Source organism: Enterobacter chinensis (assembly GCF_034008295.1).
GTDB classification, from domain to species: domain Bacteria; phylum Pseudomonadota; class Gammaproteobacteria; order Enterobacterales; family Enterobacteriaceae; genus Enterobacter; species Enterobacter chinensis.
On the sequence record NZ_JARDVI010000007.1, the window covers coordinates 106,932 to 129,363 of the forward strand.

The 22,432-nt window shown below is 53.9% G+C and carries 24 protein-coding genes; 16 read left to right on the plus strand and 8 right to left on the minus strand.

Features of this window, described 5'->3' with window-relative positions; translation table 11 throughout:
- Window positions 1-12: 12 nt before the first annotated feature.
- Window positions 13-705: a fimbrial biogenesis chaperone gene (locus PYW49_RS19555; RefSeq protein ID WP_320387279.1), complete on the minus strand. Its 693-nt coding sequence runs from the start codon at window positions 703-705 to the stop codon at window positions 13-15.
- Between the two features lie 52 nt (window positions 706-757).
- On the minus strand, window positions 758-1,342 hold the full coding sequence (locus PYW49_RS19560) for a fimbrial protein (RefSeq protein ID WP_134348298.1): 585 nt from the start codon (window positions 1,340-1,342) through the stop codon (window positions 758-760).
- 374 nt (window positions 1,343-1,716) lie between these two features.
- Here PYW49_RS19560 and PYW49_RS19565 point away from each other — a divergent pair, with 374 nt between their 5' ends.
- From PYW49_RS19565 to PYW49_RS19635, 15 genes are all read left to right on the plus strand, one after another.
- Window positions 1,717-2,517 (plus strand): winged helix-turn-helix domain-containing protein, encoded by an 801-nt coding sequence (locus PYW49_RS19565; protein ID WP_320387280.1) that lies wholly within the window; start codon window positions 1,717-1,719, stop codon window positions 2,515-2,517.
- Between the two features lie 4 nt (window positions 2,518-2,521).
- Window positions 2,522-3,007, plus strand: a complete 486-nt coding sequence (locus tag PYW49_RS19570; RefSeq protein WP_320387281.1) for a hypothetical protein — start codon at window positions 2,522-2,524, stop codon at window positions 3,005-3,007.
- A 229-nt stretch (window positions 3,008-3,236) separates the two neighbouring features.
- Window positions 3,237-3,860, plus strand: coding sequence for a common pilus major fimbrillin subunit EcpA (locus tag PYW49_RS19575; protein WP_134348301.1), 624 nt, complete (start codon window positions 3,237-3,239; stop codon window positions 3,858-3,860).
- Between the two features lie 45 nt (window positions 3,861-3,905).
- A complete protein-coding gene (locus PYW49_RS19580) occupies window positions 3,906-4,583 on the plus strand; it encodes an EcpB family pilus assembly chaperone (protein WP_134348302.1) in 678 nt (225 codons plus the stop codon).
- A 6-nt stretch (window positions 4,584-4,589) separates the two neighbouring features.
- Window positions 4,590-7,184 (plus strand): CS1-pili formation C-terminal domain-containing protein, encoded by a 2,595-nt coding sequence (locus tag PYW49_RS19585; protein ID WP_320387282.1) that lies wholly within the window; start codon window positions 4,590-4,592, stop codon window positions 7,182-7,184.
- On the plus strand, window positions 7,162-8,760 hold the full coding sequence (locus tag PYW49_RS19590; protein WP_320387283.1) for a receptor: 1,599 nt from the start codon (window positions 7,162-7,164) through the stop codon (window positions 8,758-8,760). The genes PYW49_RS19585 and PYW49_RS19590 overlap by 23 nt, the downstream gene beginning before the upstream one ends.
- A 3-nt stretch (window positions 8,761-8,763) precedes the next feature.
- On the plus strand, window positions 8,764-9,420 hold the full coding sequence (locus PYW49_RS19595; RefSeq protein WP_455350761.1) for a hypothetical protein: 657 nt from the start codon (window positions 8,764-8,766) through the stop codon (window positions 9,418-9,420).
- A gap of 72 nt (window positions 9,421-9,492) precedes the next feature.
- Window positions 9,493-9,687 carry a hypothetical protein gene (locus PYW49_RS19600; RefSeq protein WP_134348305.1) on the plus strand — a complete coding sequence of 65 codons (195 nt, stop codon included), beginning with the start codon at window positions 9,493-9,495 and terminating at the stop codon, window positions 9,685-9,687.
- 23 nt (window positions 9,688-9,710) lie between these two features.
- Complete coding sequence (locus PYW49_RS19605; RefSeq protein WP_134348306.1) at window positions 9,711-9,896, plus strand: hypothetical protein; 186 nt, start codon at window positions 9,711-9,713, stop codon at window positions 9,894-9,896.
- Window positions 9,897-9,961: 65 nt separating this feature from the next.
- Window positions 9,962-12,058, plus strand: coding sequence for a peptidase domain-containing ABC transporter (locus PYW49_RS19610; protein ID WP_320387284.1), 2,097 nt, complete (start codon window positions 9,962-9,964; stop codon window positions 12,056-12,058).
- Window positions 12,055-12,804, plus strand: a complete 750-nt coding sequence (locus PYW49_RS19615; RefSeq protein WP_320387285.1) for a hypothetical protein — start codon at window positions 12,055-12,057, stop codon at window positions 12,802-12,804. The genes PYW49_RS19610 and PYW49_RS19615 overlap by 4 nt, the downstream gene beginning before the upstream one ends.
- Before the next feature lie 6 nt (window positions 12,805-12,810).
- A complete protein-coding gene (locus tag PYW49_RS19620; protein WP_320387286.1) occupies window positions 12,811-14,061 on the plus strand; it encodes an HlyD family secretion protein in 1,251 nt (416 codons plus the stop codon).
- A gap of 89 nt (window positions 14,062-14,150) precedes the next feature.
- Window positions 14,151-14,930, plus strand: a complete 780-nt coding sequence (locus PYW49_RS19625; RefSeq protein WP_320387287.1) for an MBL fold metallo-hydrolase — start codon at window positions 14,151-14,153, stop codon at window positions 14,928-14,930.
- Between the two features lie 26 nt (window positions 14,931-14,956).
- Window positions 14,957-15,916 (plus strand): GlxA family transcriptional regulator, encoded by a 960-nt coding sequence (locus PYW49_RS19630; protein ID WP_320387288.1) that lies wholly within the window; start codon window positions 14,957-14,959, stop codon window positions 15,914-15,916.
- Between the two features lie 235 nt (window positions 15,917-16,151).
- Entirely contained in the window at window positions 16,152-16,481 is a 330-nt protein-coding gene (locus tag PYW49_RS19635; protein ID WP_095441453.1) for a hypothetical protein, read from the plus strand.
- Here the strand turns inward: PYW49_RS19635 and PYW49_RS19640 are convergent.
- The 6 genes from PYW49_RS19640 to PYW49_RS19665 form a co-directional block, all read right to left on the minus strand.
- Window positions 16,459-17,262, minus strand: coding sequence for a DUF4225 domain-containing protein (locus tag PYW49_RS19640; RefSeq protein WP_320387289.1), 804 nt, complete (start codon window positions 17,260-17,262; stop codon window positions 16,459-16,461). The two genes, PYW49_RS19635 and PYW49_RS19640, sit on opposite strands and share 23 nt — an antisense overlap.
- Window positions 17,263-17,421: 159 nt before the next feature.
- Window positions 17,422-18,153 carry a carbonic anhydrase gene (locus PYW49_RS19645; RefSeq protein ID WP_320387290.1) on the minus strand — a complete coding sequence of 244 codons (732 nt, stop codon included), beginning with the start codon at window positions 18,151-18,153 and terminating at the stop codon, window positions 17,422-17,424.
- A 104-nt stretch (window positions 18,154-18,257) separates the two neighbouring features.
- Complete coding sequence (locus PYW49_RS19650; protein ID WP_024906658.1) at window positions 18,258-19,346, minus strand: AAA family ATPase; 1,089 nt, start codon at window positions 19,344-19,346, stop codon at window positions 18,258-18,260.
- 145 nt (window positions 19,347-19,491) lie between these two features.
- A complete protein-coding gene (locus tag PYW49_RS19655) occupies window positions 19,492-20,451 on the minus strand; it encodes a YbgA family protein (RefSeq protein ID WP_320387291.1) in 960 nt (319 codons plus the stop codon).
- Between the two features lie 102 nt (window positions 20,452-20,553).
- Complete coding sequence (gene uraH / locus PYW49_RS19660) at window positions 20,554-20,964, minus strand: hydroxyisourate hydrolase (protein ID WP_320387292.1); 411 nt, start codon at window positions 20,962-20,964, stop codon at window positions 20,554-20,556.
- A 99-nt stretch (window positions 20,965-21,063) separates the two neighbouring features.
- Window positions 21,064-21,789 (minus strand): MerR family transcriptional regulator, encoded by a 726-nt coding sequence (locus PYW49_RS19665; RefSeq protein ID WP_320387293.1) that lies wholly within the window; start codon window positions 21,787-21,789, stop codon window positions 21,064-21,066.
- A 117-nt stretch (window positions 21,790-21,906) separates the two neighbouring features.
- Here PYW49_RS19665 and PYW49_RS19670 point away from each other — a divergent pair, with 117 nt between their 5' ends.
- Entirely contained in the window at window positions 21,907-22,431 is a 525-nt protein-coding gene (locus PYW49_RS19670; RefSeq protein WP_134348316.1) for a lipocalin family protein, read from the plus strand.
- Window position 22,432 lies beyond the last annotated feature (1 nt).

The following is a 22,432-nucleotide window of genomic DNA, read 5'->3' on the forward strand; positions in this document are numbered from 1 at the left end:
GAGTCTTTCCGGTCACTGGCTGATGAGCGTGCGGGTTTTGTAAGCACCCAAATCGTCCACATACATCAGCTGGTAGGTTTGGCCGCGTTTCACCGCGTTTTTCGCCGCAACGGTGAGCTGACCGAATGGCGATACCATCGGTGATTCCTGCAGTAATTTGGTTTTGCCCTGGGAAATATTGGCGACCGTAATATGGAAAGGACTCTCATTTACGATGCGAAACTGTTTTCCGCTGGCAATCAGCGTCAGTTTTCCCGTCGCGTCATCCAGCGTGCCGGTTAACGCGGCCGGGCGATAAAACAGTTTGATGCGTGATTTAATCGCCAGCTGAACGGTATTCTGGTTTTGCACATTTTCCGGCTTCGGGGGAATATCGAGCACGTTCAGGAAAAAGACCGATTCACGATCGCCCGGTAAATTCGCAGGCAGCTTTTTAATACGCAGTTGCTGACCATTATGTTCGCTGACCTTCACCACCGGCGGTGATGACAGAAACGGAACGTTTGCCGTTTCCGGTGTGGAATTAATATCGCCGTCATCAATCCATGATTGCACCAGTGCAGGGGCATCACCCGTATTGATTAACTGAACAATCACCTCTTTGTTATTCTCAGGGTAAAGAACACGCGTGCCATTAATGACAATATTGGCGCATGCGTGGCCCGCGCTGAGCAACAGAGATGCCAGCATAATAATCTTACGCATAATGGTAACCTTAAAAACAGGCTTCGCAGGGACGAAGCCTGTTTAACTGAAATTACAGATAGGAAATGGTGTACGTCACGTTAGAGCTCAATGCACCGACCGTTGCGGCAGCGGCGTTGGTTTTATAGTAATAAACGTCCAGCGTCAGCGTTTCAGAATCTGGCGCTGTTGCGGTACCCATAATGCTGGTGGTGTAAGCCTGATTAAGCGTAACAGGCGTTGATTTACCCGGTTCCACTAATGCGAAACCTACGTTACGCGCCACGCTGGCATCGTTTTCATTTACGCTGTTATTCAGCAGGTATTTACCGTCGGTAGAAATATTATCGGCGCTGGAGAAGTACACTTTCAGCGGCGTGCCGGTCGTACCCGCTGCTGGCGTACAGCCGGAGAAGGTTAACGCAATAGATTTTTTATTTTTAGTAATCAGGCCAACCGTCGTTCCGGCATCCTTAACCGAAATTGGTGAGAGGGCGACGGTCATATCGGCGCTTTTACCGCCATTAATCGTACAGGTGGTATCGGTAATGGCTCCGGTAAAGTTAATTACGCCACCTGCTGAGTTATCGGCGGCAATCGCGTGAGTAGATGCAATGGCTGCGCCAAGCACAGATACGGTCATGATCGTTTTGAACATGATAAACTCCATAATGTTTTGTTTTATATAAAAAAGAATGTTTCCCGGCTGCGCAACACACTGTTACCGGCTAACGCGCATAGCGACCTGAGTACGAGCCTTGACGATATTATGTTGCATCAAAAAGACACATAACAAAACATTATTCCGGTAAACTCAATATAATAAGATTATAATCTTGATATAATATTTTTTTAAAGATCATAATCTAAACACCTTCATTCGAAGCTCTTAATTAATGAATTAATAATTGTGAATTTATGAAATTTTCTATGCCGCATCCTCAAATAATATTTGATGACTTGACCACACACCCTTTAGACCTATTATTGCGAGACAAATACAGTCGTTTATAACAGTGGTGTAATAATCATATGAAGTATCTTATTGATCTCGCAATGCTTTATGAAGTGGACTCCGGTGTGATCATGATAAATGGAGAAGAGGAATCTTCAATTAAGTTATCCAATCAGGCGGCACGTTTGTTATATGAACTCATCATTAATAATGGCAAAACCCTCGACAGGGACGACCTGATTAAGAAAGTCTGGGAAGACCGCGGTTTTTCCGGTTCCTCGGTCAGTCTTAATGTTGCCATCAGTGAAATCAGGAAAGCCTTTCGTAGTTTAGGACGTGACCCTCTGCTGATTAAGACCATTCGGGGTAAAGGTTTTAGCCTGGCCGCGCATATTGAACATCACACGGTGAGGCCACCCGTTTCTGCCCCGGAGAAAATCGCGGCGGAGGCATCCGATGTTGTGACTCAACAGCGAGACCCGCCAGCACGCCTGCGTCGTCGGGACAGCGGCTTTACCACGCTGTGCGTGATGGCGCTGGTCGCCATTGCCGGTATTACGGCACTTCTTTTCTATCAAAACATGCGCGTGACCGAACGCCCGAAAGAGTCCGATATCCATCTGCTGGGCAAAATTGATCGCTGTACGGTTTATCTTATCGATAAGAATATGTATCAGTCGCAACAGACCTGGTTTAGCCTGGCCAAAGAGGCCATTACACGTCAACAAATAGACTGCGAACATCAAACCGCTGATGCGTATTATTCAAAATTTAAAAAGTCACAACTGGAAAATGATTTCCTGGCTGTCTGTTATCGGCAGGATAGTGGCGATGGCTATAAAAATTGCATCTCTTACAGAAGCCTGACAGGGAGTTAAGAACATGTCAAAGAGATACCTGAGTATATTATTGAGCGGGGTACTGCTGCTTGCTGTTATCGCCATTGCCCTGTTTTATCCTGAAAAAAACCAGGAGAAAGGATTTGGCTGTCAGTCTGATACCATTTCCAGGAAAACCTATTCAACGGGAGAGACAACCGGTCTGTCATTAACGACGCTACTTCTGTTTAATAGCAAAGATATGATCACGGTGATCCATAAAGGCGTATTCACTCGCGGAGGCAAGCGCTATTTAATTGAACGCAACTATGTGCTTAATGTTGAGAAAGTTGCGGGGAGTGATATTTACTATATTAAAGGAAAAAAGCTGCACAAATCTGAGGATGATGTTGCACCGGATGGTATTGTCAATGAACTGCTGCTGGATGGTATCGACTTCTTTTATGTTACCCAAGTGAAGAGTCGTGTCTGGCTAATTAAAGGGCTGGTATTGCCTATAATGATGTGCGTGGCCGTGCCGACATCCTGATATTCTGCAAAATAATAAGAATAGATGTTTGTCTATTAATCAAAAAGTCTCAATTTTATTCATTATGTAACAACAAGATGCAAAAGCATTCTGTTATTTTTCATCTTTTCCTGTGAGGGGAATGAAATTTTCTGTATTGCCTCATTATTTTTGGGGTGACTATACTCCGCCTCGAAAAAGGGGCTCCCCTTTTTTAAACATCTGGATTCTTTTTTGAAGGACTAAATAAATGAATAAACTGAACGCTATCGTTCTGGGCTCACTGCTGTCTCTTTCCGCCCTGAGCGCTGTTAATGCAGCGGAAACTACCGCTTCTGCAACCTGGCAGGCTTCTGCAACGAAAGACAGCGATTCCGATCTGGTTGTTACGCCGACGCGTGCACTGAACTTCGTTTACAGCGCAAACACGAAAGCTTTTAACACCGACACCGGTCTGTTTGATGTGGTAATTCGTGGTGACCACTCTTCTGCTACCAACTTCAAACTGGAAGCGATCGTTGATGACTCTGACAACACCCTGTTCAGCGTTGGCGGCGAAACAACCAAACTGAAAGTGGGCGCGCGCTTTGGCGGTACCGATCTGGGTTCCATCGGTGGCACTGTGGGTGCGAAATCAACAGCGTGGACTACGCTGGTTGACTCTTCAAACAACACTGGCGTCTCTTCTGGCCTGTGGAACCTGACCACCAGCGCAGGCGCAACGGCGAATACCGAAGTGACCGGCCAGGACAAATTTGTGTTCTACGTCGATTCTGCACAGGACAACACCGGTGCAACGAAAGCGTTCAAAGACCTGACCAACAGCCTGTGGGAAGGTACTGTATCCGTTGCGTTCCGCGCAACCTGGAGCTAAGAGCTGACAGTCACAGGGGCGTAAGCCCCTGTTTAGGGAAATATCATGTTTAGCCTTAAACCCATCTTCTTCTCTTTATTATTTATCTCCTCCTCCGCGCTGGCGATTAATGTTGGCAAAGTCACCACCATTATTCCTGCCAATGCGGACTCCATCGCCAAGGAATTAAAAAACGAAGCGGATAGCGTGCGCATTATTTCCATCAGCGCCCAGCGTATCAGCAGCCCGATGGATGAAGGCGTGGTGATTAATCCGGAGAAAATAGACGAACTGTTGCTGACGCCTACCCGCATGGTCATGCCCGCCGGGACCAGCAATATCGTCAAATTTTACTACCACGGTAAGGCCGATGACCGGGAACGCTACTACCGCATTACCTTCATTGATGAAGGGGTCAGCGAAGATCTCGATAACGGCACGCAAAAGAATGGCAAAGGGATGACCCGCGCCGTGGTGAGCACCATTCTGGTGGTACAGCCCCGGAAGAAGAACGTCGATTTTGTCTACGTGGCCGGAAAGATAACCAATAAAGGCAATACCGCGTTTCGCGTTAATGCGAGCGGGACATGCCTGAAACCCAACCCGGAATCACCGACCACACCGTGCGTTAAAAACTTTTACCTGATGCCGGGTACCTCTCGCGCGATCGACGATATCAACGTTACGGACAACCATTTTCATCTCGGAATTTGGGACCTGAAACAGTTCATTCCTGTTAAGTAAGGATGCATGGTGAAAAATAAATTAGTGTTGCCGGTGATGATGGCGTGCGCATCCGGCCTTTTGCCCGCGTCTGCGCATGCTGCCTCCAGCTCCGTGGTTATCGCTAATTACCGTTTTCCCGACTCGCTCTATGCCCTGCTGGAGCAGGGGATCAAAATCCCGGTTTATTTGGTCAATACCCGCCCGAATGCAACGCAAAAGGCGGGCAGCGCAAATGATGTGAGCGAATATGTCCGTATTGGCGACGTGACGATCTACGCGAAAGATCGGCAACTCGGGCTGCGCGATGTTCAGGTCCAGGAGTCAGACAACGGTATTCGTCTGTCGAAAGCGATGCGGACGTTGCTGCAAAGCATCAACGGCAAGCAGTTTGACGACCACATGCGTATTCCGGTGAACGCCGGGTCGGCGTTCGAACTGGATCAGAAAAAGATGCGCCTGTTGCTGAACCTCTCTCAACGTGATTACGGGGTGAATATTCGCCCGCGTGAAGTGGATATCGATGCCCCTGAATCAGACGACCTGAGCGGCACGCTCTCCTATAACCTCGGCGCGTATCATACCGAGACCGGCTACGGCGACAGCTGGTCTTCCGGCTATCTCAACGCCAAAAGCTGGATCTCGATGGGGGTCGATCACCTGCTGGTCGATGGCTCAGGCTATGTTAACGAGAACAGCAGCGACACCCAGATGAACGCGGTGATGTGGGAACGCGACTATCAGGGCATGCGCTACGCCGCCGGGATGCTGAACGGCTGGGCGATGCAGTCTCTGGCCAGCGTCAGCGGTATCTCCGGCGGGGAAGTGTACGGCGTATCGGTAGGGAACCAGGCCAACTCGCGCAAGCGGGACAATACCCTCTCCCTGACGCCAGTGGTGGTCTATTTCCCGACCGCCGGGGAAGCGCGCATTCGTCGTGACGGCCAGCTTATCGGCATTCAGCGCTTTGACGTGGGCAACCACGAAATTGATACCAGCGCGCTGCCCTACGGTATCTATAGTGTAGAAGTGGAAGTGGTCAGCGGCAGCCGCACCGTGTCGCGCAGCATGTACACGGTGAACAAACCTTTCAGCAATAACGTGTCGGAGTCGCTGCGCTGGCAGACGTGGGGCGGTATTTATAGCCGCGACAAATCCGTCGTCAATTATAAAAAGTACGCCAAACGGAAAAACGAGCAGGACAACAGCTACTACTACGATTACGACACTAAACATAAAGACACCATGTCGCTGGTCGGCACCTCCTTCAGCAAGCGCAGCGGGATGGTCGACTGGAACGCGTCCGGCTATATGATGCGCGAGCACGTGGTCAGCGAACTGTGGGCCTCCCTGAACCTGACCGGGTATTTCTCGGTAAATACCCAGACGATGGCCGCCTCTGACGGCACGTACCGCGCCAACTACGGGGCTAACGTCAGCCTGCCGTGGAATATCGGTTCGGTCTGGTACTCGCATGAACAGCTCTCCAGCGGCAAATTCCTCGATATCTATGAAAACAAAGGCAACACGTGGGGCGCGTCGTTCAGCCTGCCGTCGTTCGGTCTGCCGTCTGCCGGGAACCTGAGCCTGATGCGGCAGGAAGACGACGTATACCGCTACAAACGCTATCAAATTGACTACTCCCAGGGGGTGTACGCCGGTCGTTACGGCACGGCGCGCCTGCGGGTGGGAATGTCGCGCAATAAATACGAGGGTTATTACGAAGAGAAAGACCGCTACGTGATGCTCGACTTCGCCATCCCGCTGGGTAACACCGTCTCCGTGGGCGTTTCCCATAACCGCGATACCGGCACGGCGCTCAACGTCAGCGCCAGCCGCCAGTTCGAAGGGGATTACCTGAAGTCGGTCACCGCCAACGTCTCGCGGGCCTTCAGCAGCAACCAGGATCGCACCGTGAGCGGCGGGGGCAGCGTGAGCTTCGACACGCCGTGGAACAGCAACATTCTTAGCGTGCAGAGCGGCACCAGCAAAGGCTGGAACTCCACGCTGACCAGTGACGGCAGCGTCGGCTGGTCGAAAGAGGCGATTGCGGCGGGTAAAGGTACCGACAGCGCGGGGGTGATTGTCAGTACCGGGCTGAAATCCGACGAGTCGCTCACGCTGAAGCTCAACGGTCGTACGGAGCGGATTAAGGGCGATAAAACCTGGCTGTCGTTGCCGGCCTATCAGGCCTATGACCTTGAGGTGATGAACAGTGAAACCGGCACCGAAAGCTATGACATTGGCGCGAATGCCCGTCGTCATATCACGGTCTACCCGGGGAACACGGTGGTGATGAAGCCGCAGGTGAAAAAAATCGTCACCCTGTTTGGTCGCCTTGTTGATGCCAACGGTAATCCGGTGAGCGCCACGCAAATCAAAAACCACGTTGGGCTGACCCGCACCGAAAACGACGGTCGCTTCGTGATTGACGTGGACAAGAACAATCCGGTTCTCAGCATTGCCACACCGGACAACAGCGTCTGCGAGGTGCGTCTGGATATCGAGTCCAACCGCGGCGCGCTGTGGCTTGGAGACATCTCCTGCGATAAGGGCGATTTCGTCTGGCAGGAAGCAAAAGGAACACGGGAACGTGACGATGAAAAAAATATTCGCTCTTAATCTGCTGCTGATAAGCGCGGCGGCGCAGGCGCAGCAGATGCCCTATTTCGCCATCAACAACCCGGATAACAACGGGACGGGCAACACGGCTGCGCTGTTCAGCCTGAACAGCACCTCGACCGCGTTTTTACATGGCTCGCGGGAGTGGCCAACCCTGAGCGCCAAAACCAACAACGGGATTGCCACGTATATTCCGGATAACAGCTTTAACGGCCCTGCGGGCAGCGCGTTGACCATTAACTTCAGCGTCACCGGCTCCAGCGCCTCGCCGTTCTTTAAGGGCACCGCGTGTTCTTCAGGCTGCGGCACCACGGGCTATACCGCAACGACCAGCTATACCGACACCTCAATGGTGGTGAAGCCCCCGGTCGTTGAGCCGGGCAGCTCTTATGGCCGCTGGGTGCTGGGGGATCCGTTCTTTAACTATCTGCTCAATGCGGCCCCCGGCAACGAGGTGACCATTACCTCCACGCCGCAGACCTCCTCTATCAATAAGGTGACCACCACCAACACGCTGCACAAGGTGGGGACGTTGACCATGACCAACTCGCGGGCGCTGGATCTGGGGATAGACCCGATCAGCGGCGAGGTCACGATTGTGGATGGAACAACCGGGGCGACCTGTACCAAATACACCCGTAATACGGTGTCGGGCGTGCTCTGCTCGCTGCTGGAATATACTTTCGTCGGAGAAGATATCACCGGCTATAGCCCGGGCCTGGCGCTGACGTCATCCCGCGTTAACGGCGTGCTGCAGTCGCACATGAGCGGCGGAACGGGTCTGTCGGCGGAAATCACCTTTGATGAGAGTAACTGGTACAGCATCTCGGGCGGCATTATGAGCGACACCCGCGTGCTGGCGAATACCTTCCTCGCTGCGCCGCAAAAAAACGGCGGTAAGGCCTACCTTAAAATCTTTTTACCGAAGGCGCTGATTTTGAGCGTGGCGCAGGCGGGAGATGGCAGCAACATTGGCAATATTGTCAGCCTGTGCCTGACGCCGGGCAACAGTTCGCTGGCGGCGGATTTCTGCTTCCAGCCGGGTGGGGGACTGGTCATTAACCCTATCCAGCCAGGACTTGCGATTGTGCCGGATAGCCCGGACTACACGCTCGACCCTAACGGCCTTGGCGGCTCCGGAAAAGGGACAATTGGCGAGGCGCCGATTGAGATCCCCTACACTATTACCTACAGCGGCGCGCAGAAAGACGCGGCGATCGCGGTAACGGTGAAGATCACCGGGCCGACGCAGAGCCTGAACGGCGTGGACTACTGCGCCTTTAGCGGCAACGGCTTCACCGTGCCGATACCCGGCAATGTGCTGGTGGGCAAAAGCCACACGCTGAAGGCGCATAACTGCAAAGGCGACGTGCTGTCCATTCCTGCCCCCGCCAGCCATGCGGAAGAGTGGGACAAAATAAGCTCAGGGGTGACGGACATGTGGCTGTGGAAAACGCCGCTGGTATTGCAGTTTGTGATGAATAACCCGGTCTCGAAAACCACCTATGACGGTAATAGCTGGTTTGGTGAAGTCACGGCACAGGGGCGAATTGATGTCAGCGCTTCCTGGAATTAAATGATGATGACTGGAAAATTCCTGGCTATTTTTGCAATAAATTACTTCATTTCTGCAAGCGCAAATGCTTTAATTATTGAAAGCCTAAATATTGATTTTCTACCCGAAAAAGAAGTTGTTTTTCAGCCAATAAAAAACGATACCAGCGTCCGACAGAATTATACTGTTTCGCTTATTCAGGTCGATGTTCCTAAAGAGCACGGGAAAGAGACTGAAATAAAAGATGGCGAGGTGATGTTCTCGCCGAAACAGTTAACGCTGGAGAGCGGCGGGCAGGCCGGTTTTAAGTTTTATTACACCGGCCCGCACGACAGCAAGGAGCGCTATTATCGCGTTAAATTCACCGAGACGCCGCTCCAGGCGCGGGTTGTGATGAGCAAAGGCCAACGCATTCAGTCGGATGTGGTGGTTTCGCTTGAGGCTATTTTAATTGTCCGGCCATGGACAAGACATTTTGATTATGCGTTTAGCAACGGGGTGGTGAGTAATACCGGGAATACCTGGTTTAAATATGTTTCCTCGCAAGGATGTAGCTCACAATATAATGATTCAAAATATCTTCCGCCGGGTCAACGGCTGGAAATAGATAATTACGCGCAGCCCGCAAGGCGGATGATTATTTACGGAAATAAAATCATCCCGCTTTCAAGCTGCCCGTAACAACCGCTTTCCTTCATAAAAGGAAATTAACCTTTGGCGCAAGCTGAAGATTTACAACTACAGGAGAATAAAATGAAAGCGATTTCATTCGTAGAAGCGAAAGACATTATCGGTGGGGCATTAAACCCATTCGCTGGCCTCGTTAAGGGCGCACAGCTGGGTTACGACACCGGTGCAGGCATCATGGGTATGGTAGGTGGTGTGGCTGGTGGAATTCTGGGTGGCGTAATGGGCTTCCTGGGTGCGCTGGTTGGCAGCTACAACTAATTCAGATTAACAGGAAGACAATCATGCAAGTTATCGATTTCAAAAAAGCACAGGCCATCATCGGTGGTTGGGATCCGTTCGCTGCTGCCATTCAGGGCGCGAGCGCAGGTTATAACGCAGGCAGCCAGATGTTAGGCGCGCTGGGCGGCACCGTCGGTGGTGTGTTTGGCCTGCTGGGCGGCTTCATCGGCGGCTTCTTCAGCGCATAAGTTGTTGACCTATGCACCTATGGCCCGCTTGCCGGGCCATTTTTTTATTTCAGCCACGGATAATTATGTTTTCGCTTTTTCAGTATAAAAAAAAGGGTAAGACACCCGTTATTCGCCAGCATGAATTTACCGAATGCGGACTGGCTTGTCTGGCGATGGTGCTGGGGCACTATGAACACCACGTCTCCGTCAGCCAGCTGCGCAGGGAGCTTTCAGTCTCTGCCGACGCGGGAACCTCAATGGCGGAATTAATGACCCTCGCCAGCGATAAAAATATGACTGGCCGGGTGCTTAAGGGCGAACTCACTGAAATTGAAAGTGCCGAACTGCCGCTTATCGCCTTCTGGCGCGGCAATCACTTCGTGGTGATCGTGAAGGTCGACGGCCGCAGCGTGACGGTTCACGATCCGGCCAGCGGCGTGCGTCGCTACAGCCTCAAAGAGGCGCAAAAACTCTTTACCGGCTACGTGCTGGAGCTAAAGCCAACGCCGCGCTTCGACAAAAAAACGCCTGACGAGACGCTCACGCTGGGACGGTTGGCCAATAAATCCCCGAGTTTATTCCAGCGGCAGGTGCTGCTGTTTGTGCTCTCGATTTTTACCCTCATCACCATGCTGGCCAGCCCCACCTACGTGCAGCTGATCATGGATGAGGCTATCTCGCGCAACGACAACGATCTGGTGATCTTACTCACCGCGATTTTCGCCATCGTTTTTATTTTTGAAGTCATTGGTAAATTCCTCAAGCAGATACTTGAGATCCTGATGCGCAACATTGCCTATGACGACCTCAGCCAGTCGGTACGCCGCTATATGCTGCGCACCCAAACCGGCTGGTTCCGCAGCCGCCCGCCGGGCATTGTGCTGGCGATTGAAAAATCACTCCATGCCTGCGCGGAGTTCATCAGCAATGGCTATGTGCAGATCCTCTTTTCCAGCCTGATCGCCTTCACCAGCCTGCTGTTTATGCTGCTGTATAACGTGAAAATCGCCGTGCTGACGATGCTGCTGATGGGGGTTTTCTTCCTGATCCGTTTTTCGCTGATTGGCCCTTACCAGCGTGCGGTGGACGACTCCATCGAGCGCACCGCGAAGTATGAATCGCTGCTGGTGGAGACGCAGAAGGGGATCATCACCCTGAAGGCCAACAACATGGAGCAGGCCCGGGACGCGGTGATGGACAAATCCCAGCGCGAACACATTGCCGGCCTGATGCGCAAAGAGCGCCTGCTGGCCCGCTTTGATATCGCCTCGCTGCTGGTAATTAACGCCGAGCAACTGCTGGTGGTCTGCTTCGGCGCCTGGCTTATCCTGGAAGGGCAGATGAGTATCGGGATGCTCTACGCCTACATAAGCTACAAACGCTATTTCTCCGATGCGATGGTGCAGGTGGCGCAAAAGCTGCTGGACAAAAATGCGCTGAAAGGGCCGCTGGATCGCGTTGGCGACCTGCTGTTTGCCCCCTCCGAAGCCAGCCAGTTCGGCCGGAAGATTGTTACCTCGCCCGTCAGTCTGGAGTTTGAGGATGTCTCTTTTGCCTACCCGGGGCGTGAGGCGACGCTTCAGCACATCAACATGACCCTGAAGCAGGGAGAAGAGGCGGTGATTGTCGGCCAGAGCGGTTCCGGGAAAACCACGCTGCTGCGTCTGATCTCCGGGATGTTGCTCTCCACCTCGGGCAGTTTGCGGATCAACGCGATCCCCATTACCGAGTGCGATCTCTCCTCGCTGCGCCAGCATATTCGCATCGTGCACGCGGACGATATTCTCTTTACCGGCTCAATCCTGGATAACCTCTCCTGTTTTGATAGCGCCCCGGACAAAGAGCGGGTGATTGCCGCCTGCCGTCTGGCGGAGATCGACCACGTTGTGGCGCGTCTGCCGCACGGCTATGAAACGGAGCTGCTGCCGGGGAACACTTTTTTCTCCGCCGGGGAGATGCAGCGTCTGGTGCTGGCGCGCGCGCTGTACAGCCAGCCGAAGCTGCTGCTGTGCGATGAAGTGACGGCAAACCTCGATAAAACCACCGCGCAGAAGGTGCTGGCGAACCTGCGTGGTCTGGGAATTGGCCTGGTCTTTGTCACCCACGCGCCGGAGGTGGTCGGCTGCCATGGACGGCTCTACACCATGGAAAACGGCACGCTGCGGGAGAATGAGCAATGATGTTTCTGCCCCGTCTCTATGCCCGACTTTGCGCCCGACAGGCCGGACGCACGCTGCTGGCAGGCCGGATCACGCAAAACTACAGCCAGTTTATGCGCTGCCCGGAGGCCGACGTCCCGGCCGATTTCCTGCGCCAGAACGCCCGGGAGATGAGTGGTTTTAACTTCGTGGAGCAGATCTTCCCGCCCGCGCTGTGGCAGCGCAACGTGCGTTTCGATCTGCACGCCCGCGTGGCGGAATTCACCCGCGAGCAGGATTTCTATTCCCGGCCTCGCACCCTGCTGCTGGGCATGCGCTGGGCAGGTTTTGGCCTGATCGCGGATGCGCTGCTTGCCACCGCGCCAGAAGACGTGCGCTTTCAGTTTGTCACCCGCCATCCTGCGCTGCACAAGCTCATGGCCGCTCACGAAGGGCGCCGTGCAGGGGCGTTTTTCGCTCCACAACGGCTGGTGACCGTGCTGCTGATGGATGAACGCCTCCCGGATGCGCCTCTGTTCATGACCCACGCGGGCGACCAGAAAGCGTGGCTAACGGATGTGTCGACGCGTTTTTTAACGCGCTACGGATACGCGATTCGCACGCTGCTGCCTGCCTGTTCGCTGCACTCGACGGAATTTGGGTTAGAGAGCCAGACGTATGCGCCAGCGGACTACCGCCAGGCTGCCACCGCCACGCTGAATGCGCTGCGTAAAACCCCCACGCTCTGGAGTGCATGGGACGATCTTTCAGTGATTTATCATGGATGACATGTCGTGAAATTAAAAAACCGAAACCGACAACGTCGGGCGCTAATCCCGCACCATTTTTCAAAGAGCTACGAGATCAACGCCCCGCGGCTGAAAAGCGTGCTGACGCTGTTTATCTCCTTTTTCCTCTGCCTGCTGGTCTTTTCTATCGTCTTTAATTTTTCGGAGACCACGCTGGCGCGCGGCGTGCTGATCCCGGCCCAGGGCGATGTGGAAGTCCGTGCCAGAGAGTCTGGCACCATCGTTGATTTTGCGGTGCGTCCGGGCCAGTACGTGAAAGAGAATGACCCGCTTTTTACCGTTTCGCAGGACTACGGCGGCAAACAGGGGTCGGTTGTGCAGTTCGACCGCGAGCAGATGGAAGCAGAGAAAAAGCGCAGCGAGCAGCGCGTGCAGACCATCGAAGATTCTATCGCTGCGTACCGTAAAAACCTGGCGCAGCAGCTGGATATTGCCGACCGGCAGATAGTGGTCTCCCGTGATAAGGTGAAAAAGCTGCGTGCATTACTCAAAAACAGCACCGACACCTATGAGGCGTGGAAAGCGATATCCGGTAAAGGCTATGTTTCAAAGGTGGATCTCGATAAAAGCCACAACGATGTGCTTAACGCCCAGCTTAATCTGACCCTGGAAGAGAGCAGTATTCTCGACCTTGAGGCGCGCAAAACCAGCCTCACCGACAGCACCCAGTCGCAAATCGACTCCCTGAGCCAGGAACAGCTGTATGTGAGAAACCGGATCAGCGAAATCGACCGCAACCTCTCCAGCCGGGGCAGCTCAACGATGGCGATGCTGGCTCCTGCCGACGGCTACGTGGTGGCGATCAACTTCCCGCCGGGCCGGGCCATTACGCAAAACAGCGAAGTGGTGGTGGTGATCCGTAAAAATACTGCCGCCTCGATGGAGGGGTATCTCTATGTGCCTGCCACGGGGGTGGGCCGGGTGGCGAAAGGGGATAAAGTGAAGCTGCGCTTTGACTCCTGGCCGGTGGATAAATATGGCTCGGTGGAGGCAACCCTGTCTGATTTCTATGAAGTGAATATCGATGCCCATTCGGCGCTCATCCCGCTGCAGGAGGGGCAGAACTACTACCTTGCCAAAGTGCAGGTTCCTTCCTGGTTTACCGACCCGGACAAGAAAAAGCGTCTGCTGATGGGCGGGATGACGGTTAATGCCGATATCGTTATCGATCGTAAGCCGCTCATCAACCTGCTTATTGCGCCGCTGGAGCGAGTGCGCAAGCGGTTTATCGATTGACCCGATTTCATCGGTTATCGCCCTTTAACCCACATTGTTAAGCCGGGTAACGGGCTATCCTCCTTATCACACCAACCGGAGGATAGCCCATGAACATCACCCATATTCGTAACGCCACCCAGCTGATTACCTACGCCGGAAAACGTCTTTTAATCGACCCGATGCTCGCCCCGAAGGGCGCTTATCCAGGTTTTCCCGGTACGGCGCATGCCGACCTCCGCAACCCGCTGGTCGAGCTCCCCGTAGACGTCAACACCCTGCTGGACGCCGACGCGGTGATCGTCACCCATACCCATGACGATCACTGGGATCGCACCGCAGCGGAACTGATCGCCAAAGACAAACCGATCTACGTGCAAAACGACAGCGACGCCGCGCTGCTGCGCAGCCAGGGGTTTAGCAACCTGACGGTCATGACCGATGCGACTACCTTCGGCGACATTCAGATTGCGAAAACCCACGGCGGCCAGCACGGTACCGACCGCGCTTACGCCGTGCCTGAGCTGGCGGAGCGGCTGGGCGAGGCCTGCGGCGTGGTGCTGCGCCATCCTGATGAGAGGACGCTCTATCTGGCAGGGGATACCGTCTGGCGCGAAGAGGTGGTAGCCGATCTGCAAAAGCACCAGCCGGATGTGGTGGTGCTGAACGCCGGCTATGCCCACGTCATTGGTTTTGGGCCAATTATTATGGGTCAGGAAGACGTGCTCAACGTCCATTTCCTGCTGCCGCAGGCTAAAATCGTGGCGAGCCATATGGAGGCCATCAACCACTGCCTGTTGACCCGCAGCGCGCTGCGTGAGTACGTTGAAGCCAACCAGGTGAGTGACGCGGTGAGCATTCCCCAGGACGGTGAAACCGTTATATTCTGAGTGTGTTAAAGGGAAGGGAGAGGCAGATGTCGCTAATCAACGTCGCAATTGTCGCGGTGGACGGGTTCAGCCCGTTTCACTACTCTGTTCCCTGCATTCTGTTTGGCGATTCGGTCTCCGGCGAAAAGCGCTTTAACGTCACTATCTGCGCCGAAACGCCAGGTTTTCTCACGTCAAAAGACGGATTTGCCCTCAACGCTACGGAGGACTACTCCGCCATTGGGCTGGCCGATATTGTCGTCGTTCCCTACTGGCAACACGTCCTTGAACGCCCGCCTCAGACGCTGCTCGACAGCCTGGTACAGGCAAGAGACAGCGGCGCGGAGATCGTCGGGCTGTGTCTTGGGTCGTTTGTGCTGGCCTATGCGGGGATCCTCGACGGCAAACGTGCGGCCACCCACTGGGAGTTCGAACGCCAGTTTCAGTCGCTCTTCCCGAACGTCCGGCTGGATATCAACGCCCTCTACGTGGATGACGGCAATATCATCACTTCCGCAGGCACTGCCGCCGCGCTGGACTGCTGCCTGTATATCATTCGCCAGCGCTTTGGCAGCGTGGTCGCAAACCAGATTGCCCGCCGGATGATTGTTCCACCCCACCGCGAGGGCGGGCAGGCGCAATTCATTGCCCAGCCGGTGCCGAAAGATACCCGGGACGGACGGATTAACTGCCTGATCGACTATCTTCAGCAGCACATCACCGAACCGCATAGCCTAGACTCGCTGGCGGAGGTGGTCTCAATGAGCCGCCGCACGCTGACCCGTCACTTCGTTAAAGCCACCGGGATGAGCGTTGCCGACTGGCTTACCGCCGAACGCCTGCGGCGCAGCCAGCTCTTGCTTGAAGCCGGAAATATGCCCGTTGAAAGCGTGGCCGAGCTGGTGGGGTTTAATTCCGCTGTTACCTGGCGACAGCAGTTTAAGGCGCGTTTTGGGGTCAGCCCGGCGGAGTGGCGAAAGACGTTCCGTGTTCAGCCGTCTTTATAATTCTGTCTCGATGGAATAAAAAGGCGTGGGCGGCATCTTCTGGCTGACGGTTACGAGCGATCCTAACGAGAGCGCTTTAAACACCGTAATCTATTGTTTTCTATTTTGGCGCCAGTGTCTTTTTAGCGTGATCCTGTTTTTTTGCTGTTTAATGCTGATGTATCAGACGGGTTACAAGACGCATCTCTTCCGGTTAAGATATTCCACGTTACTTTCCAGAAGAAAAGGTAGTGGCATGAACAATATTGAAACGCAGTTACTTGAATCAGGTTTCACCGTAAAAGAGTTAGCGTATCTGAACCGAAACATCAGTCGTTATGGTTCATCCTTGCTCGAGGTCGTGCTTGAGTTAGGTAAGCGATTTATCATGGTTCTGTGTATTACTGCGGCTGTGGCTCTGATTTTCCTGGCGCTTCTTTTTTTCGCTGAACATTACAATCTTGTTTCCGGGGGCATTTCTCTTTTCATAGTGTTGGTGATTGTCTGGTTTTTTCAACCCCCGGTCATTACTTACAAAGCCTGGCGCTACAGAAAGAAATACATTAGTTCTGGCCAGACGCATTAGAAATTAAATCAAACGAGACTTTTGCAGAGACACCCCAGCCTACAATTTTCATAGTGAGCGCTGCGCGATTCATTCCGTCGACCTTGCGGTAGAAATCCAGCGGGAGATAGCGAAACAGACGCCATGATTCGGGTTTTCGGATGGCGCCAAATACCGTATAGACGCTTGCTGCCAGGCTTACGCTGTTGAATACTCCCAGTGCTGATTCACGTTTAAATCCCATAAACTGAGCGATATCCATGACGCCATCTGCCAACATACCTTCAGAATTTGGTTGATGTTGAAGCGTTCTGTTAATTTCTTTTGAAATGGCATTTGCACCATCCATAACCAGAATCGCTCCTGCAAGCGCACCCACTGGATTCATTGTCATCATTGCACCAACACCTGCAACAATCTGTAACCCTGAAAGTACAACCTTAATCGACGAGATAACGTAACCGACGACTTTGTTATTTTCTTTAACCAGTTCAATCTGAGCAAAAAGCTGAGCTGTACGTGAGCGCAGCATTCTGCTTTGATCAAGAAGACTTTCGTTCTCAGCCCGGATGTTTTTCAGGCATTCCATGCACTCCTCATGACTTCTGGCCGCCCGGGTAGCGCTAAATTGTTGCATCACAAACTGCCGAATATCATCCATAAATTTAATCCGTGCGAGTCCGTCGCTGAGATGTTGCCCTCCGACAATATTCGCAGTATTGATAAGCTTCCGTGCTTCAAGGTTTATCATTGTTTCAGCCCATGCACGGGCGTTCTGACCAGGGAAAAGTGCAATATCCATTTTAATTTTCTCATCTGATAACCAACGTTTACAGATTATCCTGCCAGCATAAACTGGCAACCATAAATTGAAAATTGTATTGCGAACTGAACGTGCCTAACGTACATGACTGAAGAAAGTATTCTGTAATTATCCCGCCAGTACGGCGGGATTTTTGTGTTACTGAACGATAACCCGACCATTCAGCGGCTGTAGCGGGCGGTTATTGCTGTGTTCAAGCGCCTGCTTAAATGTCTCCAGCTGTTTTTCTGACAGCGTGACGGTATTTTTCATCACTATCCAGCGCAGCCCTTCGGTGCAGGGTGGGGTAGTTAGTGAACCACTGAAGCGATAGTAGTGAAGATCGTCCGGAAACAACGGACGCAGATTGAAGCGTTTGTCGATCGAGACCTCGCGGTTCTTTTCTTTCGGAAGACGTTCCAGCAACGGGGTCAGCGCGGAGTTCTCCGGTCCAGTCTCAAACATGACGGCAAGCACCGCGATGTCACCGTTTTCGCTGGCATGGACAAAGTGTGCCTCAAGCGGGAAGGATTTACCGTTAATCCGGTTCTCGCTCGGGGTATGGAAATGGTACTGGCGCAGGATGAAAGTGGTGTCATCCAGACGGAATTCATCTTCATCTCCAGCGGTGACCAGAAGAGTGTGGCCGTTGTTAACCAGTTTTTCGGCTGCGGTATGGAAATCCAGCGTCAACGGTGGCAGCGTGGCGTCAAAGGGATGACGGATATCAATAGGGGACTGGTATTTACCGGTCTTGCAGGTGGCAAACGTGTCACTGAGTTTCCCCCAGTTGTCAGGGCCACCTTTACCTTCATACGCCCAATGCGGGGTCGATTCCGCAAAGGCGGAAACAGACAGGGCAAACAGGGATACGGTAAGGAGTCGTTTCATGATATGTCTCAGTAGTTAAAGTAGGTAAAGATAGAGATGACATCGCATTCACTCCTACAAGACCCGTCCTGAAACGTGATTTTAAAAGTGGGGAATGAAAGGCGCTAACCCAGCCTCTCCACCCTCGTCTCCCCCTCCACCATCGACAGCTGGTACAGCGAGAACGACCTCTGCTTCTCAATCAGCTTCGCCAGCTCCGGCGAGTGGCTGGTGAGCCAGATCTGCGAGTAGCGGCTGGCCTCGGCGATTAAGCTCGCCAGTGCGGGCAGCATCTGCGGGTGCAGGCTGTTTTCCGGTTCGTTCAATGCGATAAACGCTGGTGGGCGCGGGCTTAACAGCGCCACCGCCAGGCACAGAAAGCGCAGGGTGCCGTCGGAGAACTCCGCCGGTTCCAGCGGCCTGCTCAGCCCCTCGCGCTGCATCATCATGCGGAAACGTCCGCCGGTGTTGTCGCTGTAAAACACGCAGCCGGGGAAGGCCTGGTCGAGGATGCGCATCAGCAGCAGCTCGTCGCCAATCTCCACGATGGTCTGAAACGCCGCCGCCAGGTTGGCGCCGTCGCTGGCCAGTACCGGGGAGCGGAAGCCGACCTGCGGGGCGCGCATCGCCGAGCCGGATGAGACGGAAAACTCATGATAAAATCGCCAGTTACGCAGGGACTCGCGCATCTGCGACACTTCCGGGTAAAGGTGCGGTTCGCCGAGCTGTCCGAATACCGATTCATTCTCATACAGCGTGCCGCTGTGGGTCACTTTCTCGTGATGCACGTTATTCAGAAACACCGCCTGATTTTTACGCTTCATCAGCTGTGACGAAGGTCGACGGTGCTGGCCGCTCAGCCAGATGGACTCCTCTTTGATAACCGGGTCGAGCTGAAACTGCGAGGGATAGGGCAGCTTCTCCACAAACCCGACCTGCAGCTCGTATTCGTAGGTCTCTGTTTCCACCGCCAGGTTCATCCGCCTGAGCTGGTCGCTGCGGGTTTTGCCTGCCCAGAACACCTTCAGAATGCCGCCTTCGTTCGCCAGCGCCTGGGAAAATTGCCCCTGCGCGGCGCTGTGCATCAGGTGTATCGCCTTGTAGATATTCGATTTCCCGGTACCGTTCGGCCCGAAGACGATGTTGAGCTGCTCCAGCTCCAGCGACATCTCGCGGATGGAGCGGTAGTTTTGGATGTGCAGGGTGTTAATCACAGGCAGGCCCCTTTCTGCAGAATAAGCCTGTATATAATCACAGCCTTTTAGATAAAATGCAAAAAAGAGACGACAGTGAGGGTGTCGTCTAAACGGGGTACTGCTTTGGGCCTCTAAGGGTCAATGGGCCTTCGCATTTTTATGATCACTTAACAGCCAGACGCAGACCCAAATCATCAGGATAGGGATCAAAGTAGTTTTGCGTCATCAGATACCGGTCAGGGTATTCGGCCAGATAATGCTTCAGCAGCGTGATCGGCGCGAGGATGGGCAGCAGCCCGTCGCGGTAGTGCAGGATCACGTCGCGCAATTCGCCGCGCTGGCGGCTGTTGAGCTGGTTACGGAAATAGCCCTGAATATGCATCAGCACATTGGTGTGGTTTTTCCGCGAAGCGGGTTTCTTCAGGATGGCCATCAGCTTATCGCGGTACGCCACAAAGAAGGCGTCCAGGTCTTCCCACTCGTGCAGCGAGGCGACGAACGGGCCGATTTCGCGGTAGCCCGCCTGATGGTGCGCCAGCAGCTGGAGTTTATAGCGGCTGTGGAAATCCAGCAGCGCGCGGCGCGTCATGCCGTTGGCGCGCAGCGTGTTCAGTTCGTGGAGGGCGAAGACGCGTTCAATGAAGTTCTCCCGCAGCACCGGATCGTGCAGACGACCATCTTCTTCCACGGGTAGCCACGGCCGGGTTTCAAGGAGCGCGGCGGTGAACAGCCCGACACCCTCCTTGCGGCCCTGGTTGCCGTTTTCATCATACAGCCGCACGCGTTCCATGCCGCAGCTTGGGGATTTCGCACAAACGATAAAGCCCGCGAGATCGCCGATTTTCGGCAGGTATTCCGTCGTAAAGTCGGCCATTTTTTGCGTGACATCGTCGTGAGGCGGCTTGCTAAAGCGCATTTCGAATTCACCGCGGGTGGTTACCGTGAGGCGCAATGCTGGCCGGGGCGTTGGCAGGCCAATCGCCATTTCCGGGCAAACGGGCCTGAAATTCACCCACTGGGCCAGCTCGTCCATGACAAAGCCCATACGCTTGTGTCCGCCGTCAAAGCGAACGGCGGATCCGGTCAAACATCCGCTAATACCCAGTACAGGTTTCGTTGTCATGGTGTGTACCTCCAGTTCTCATACTTAAAACTTACACAATATGACTATTTTGTCCAAGTATTGGCGGAATTATTTTTTATACTCTTTAATAATCAATGCTGTTTAGCTGCCTTTGTAGGTCGAGTAACCGTACTGGCTCAGCAGAAGTGGAATGTGCAGTTTCTCGTTGGTGCGGGTCACGGTGAACAGCACCGGGACTTCCGGGAAGAAGGAGTCCAGCTTTTTGGTGTGGAAGTAATCTGCGGTTTTGAACGTCACTTTATACACGCCAGGCTGCATGTCCTGATCCTGCGGATAGAGCGATTTGATACGTCCGTCATGGTCGGTTTTGCCGCTGGCAATCGGGGTCCATTTGTCCTGCTGCTGCTTCTCCAGCGTAACGGTAACGTCTGACGGTGGCATCCCGGTTTGCTGGTCGAGAATGTGTACGCTCAGCGTGCCGGCAGGGGCGCTAAAGGCAGCAGGGGTAAAGGCCATCGCGGCCAGGATCAACAGAGGGGCAGTTTTTTTCATGGTGTTTTCCTGTGGAGTTATTCGTCACAGGAAAACGTTAGCATCTGCGGCGCGGGAAAATATTCAACTTTTCGTGAAGATTCCCGCAGGAGAAAATTATCAGAGGATAATCACTTCAAGCGATACCTGCTGCTGCCACTGCTCCAGCTGCTTTTTCCGCCCGGCGGTGAGTTTGCCGCTGGTAACCAGAAGCCATTTACGCTCCGGGAAAATTTCCGGTGCCAGCGCATCAGGCGGAACCGGCAGGATGTCGATCCGGTGGCCCTGCCCGGTGCGCGTTAAGGCTTCGAGCCAGATCTCGCACGGGTCGTTCAGGTGCCAGCCGCTGAGCAGAATATTATCGCCCGGCGCTTTTTTATCACCCTCAAGGCAAAACGAGGTGTAGGCGATGATGATGCCGTCGAGGATCGCGCGCAGGGTCATGGCGGCGGCGACGTTAGCTGAAACCTGGCTGCGCACCGGGCGCAGCACGTTCGCGACCAGCTCCGGCCTTGGGTATTCGCGTCCGGCGTCGTAAATCATCTGGCGCAGGGACTCGACTTTGCCGTCCTGCAGGCGTTGCAGCATGTTCTGTTGCAGGGTTTGCCAGTTGTTGGTCCGGCCCGGCGTGGGGCGTTCCAGCAGCGGTTTGACCTGGCCGATCGGGACGCCTTTTTTTACCCAGTCGAGGATTTTTAGCGCCTGCTGGACGTCTTCATCGCTGTACTGGCGGTGGCCGCCTTCCGTGCGCTGTGGCTTGAGTAAACCATAGCGACGCTGCCACGCCCGTAGGGTGGTGGCGGTGATGCCGCTGAGTCTGGCGAATTCGCCGATGGAGTAAGCCATGTCCGTGTCCAGAGTGGAGGAATACTCTCAATATACTACGAATTCTCCCGAACGGGATGAAGCACCGAAACGGTGCACTACACTTAACATCCAACCGTGCAAATGAAAGGAATTCTCATGAAGCTATGGCCTGTTGTGACCGGTGTTGCCATTGCCCTGACCCTGGTTGCCTGCAAATCCCCCACGCCGCCGAAAGGCGTGCAGCCGATTTCCGGTTTTGACGCCAGCCGCTATCTCGGCAAATGGTATGAAGTCGCCCGTCTGGAAAACCGCTTTGAACGCGGGCTGGAGCAGGTAACCGCCACCTACGGTAAACGCAGCGACGGTGGCATTAGCGTGCTGAATCGGGGGTACGACCCGGTGAAGAACAAGTGGAGTGAGAGCGAAGGCAAAGCGTATTTTACCGGCGAACCGACCACGGCCGCGCTGAAGGTGTCGTTCTTCGGCCCGTTCTACGGCGGCTATAACGTGATCAAGCTCGACGATAAGTACCAGTACGCGCTGGTGAGCGGCCCGAACCGTGATTATCTGTGGATCCTGTCGCGCACGCCAACCCTTCCTGAGGCGGTGAAGCAGGATTACCTGAACACCGCGCGCAGTCTGGGCTTCCGGGTTGACCAGCTGGTGTGGGTGAAGCACTAAC

What these genes read in the sequence shown, in the direction of transcription:
- PYW49_RS19555 (WP_320387279.1), bottom strand. Translation starts at nt 705, where the DNA reads ATGCGTAAGATTATTATGCTGGCATCTCTGTTGCTCAGCGCGGGCCAC.
- PYW49_RS19560 (WP_134348298.1), bottom strand. Translation starts at nt 1,342, where the DNA reads ATGTTCAAAACGATCATGACCGTATCTGTGCTTGGCGCAGCCATTGCA.
- PYW49_RS19565 (WP_320387280.1), top strand. Translation starts at nt 1,717, where the DNA reads ATGAAGTATCTTATTGATCTCGCAATGCTTTATGAAGTGGACTCCGGT.
- PYW49_RS19570 (WP_320387281.1), top strand. Translation starts at nt 2,522, where the DNA reads ATGTCAAAGAGATACCTGAGTATATTATTGAGCGGGGTACTGCTGCTT.
- PYW49_RS19575 (WP_134348301.1), top strand. Translation starts at nt 3,237, where the DNA reads ATGAATAAACTGAACGCTATCGTTCTGGGCTCACTGCTGTCTCTTTCC.
- PYW49_RS19580 (WP_134348302.1), top strand. Translation starts at nt 3,906, where the DNA reads ATGTTTAGCCTTAAACCCATCTTCTTCTCTTTATTATTTATCTCCTCC.
- PYW49_RS19585 (WP_320387282.1), top strand. Translation starts at nt 4,590, where the DNA reads ATGGTGAAAAATAAATTAGTGTTGCCGGTGATGATGGCGTGCGCATCC.
- PYW49_RS19590 (WP_320387283.1), top strand. Translation starts at nt 7,162, where the DNA reads ATGAAAAAAATATTCGCTCTTAATCTGCTGCTGATAAGCGCGGCGGCG.
- PYW49_RS19595 (WP_455350761.1), top strand. Translation starts at nt 8,764, where the DNA reads ATGATGACTGGAAAATTCCTGGCTATTTTTGCAATAAATTACTTCATT.
- PYW49_RS19600 (WP_134348305.1), top strand. Translation starts at nt 9,493, where the DNA reads ATGAAAGCGATTTCATTCGTAGAAGCGAAAGACATTATCGGTGGGGCA.
- PYW49_RS19605 (WP_134348306.1), top strand. Translation starts at nt 9,711, where the DNA reads ATGCAAGTTATCGATTTCAAAAAAGCACAGGCCATCATCGGTGGTTGG.
- PYW49_RS19610 (WP_320387284.1), top strand. Translation starts at nt 9,962, where the DNA reads ATGTTTTCGCTTTTTCAGTATAAAAAAAAGGGTAAGACACCCGTTATT.
- PYW49_RS19615 (WP_320387285.1), top strand. Translation starts at nt 12,055, where the DNA reads ATGATGTTTCTGCCCCGTCTCTATGCCCGACTTTGCGCCCGACAGGCC.
- PYW49_RS19625 (WP_320387287.1), top strand. Translation starts at nt 14,151, where the DNA reads ATGAACATCACCCATATTCGTAACGCCACCCAGCTGATTACCTACGCC.
- PYW49_RS19630 (WP_320387288.1), top strand. Translation starts at nt 14,957, where the DNA reads ATGTCGCTAATCAACGTCGCAATTGTCGCGGTGGACGGGTTCAGCCCG.
- PYW49_RS19635 (WP_095441453.1), top strand. Translation starts at nt 16,152, where the DNA reads ATGAACAATATTGAAACGCAGTTACTTGAATCAGGTTTCACCGTAAAA.
- PYW49_RS19640 (WP_320387289.1), bottom strand. Translation starts at nt 17,262, where the DNA reads ATGGATATTGCACTTTTCCCTGGTCAGAACGCCCGTGCATGGGCTGAA.
- PYW49_RS19645 (WP_320387290.1), bottom strand. Translation starts at nt 18,153, where the DNA reads ATGAAACGACTCCTTACCGTATCCCTGTTTGCCCTGTCTGTTTCCGCC.
- PYW49_RS19655 (WP_320387291.1), bottom strand. Translation starts at nt 20,451, where the DNA reads ATGACAACGAAACCTGTACTGGGTATTAGCGGATGTTTGACCGGATCC.
- uraH (WP_320387292.1), bottom strand. Translation starts at nt 20,964, where the DNA reads ATGAAAAAAACTGCCCCTCTGTTGATCCTGGCCGCGATGGCCTTTACC.
- PYW49_RS19665 (WP_320387293.1), bottom strand. Translation starts at nt 21,789, where the DNA reads ATGGCTTACTCCATCGGCGAATTCGCCAGACTCAGCGGCATCACCGCC.
- PYW49_RS19670 (WP_134348316.1), top strand. Translation starts at nt 21,907, where the DNA reads ATGAAGCTATGGCCTGTTGTGACCGGTGTTGCCATTGCCCTGACCCTG.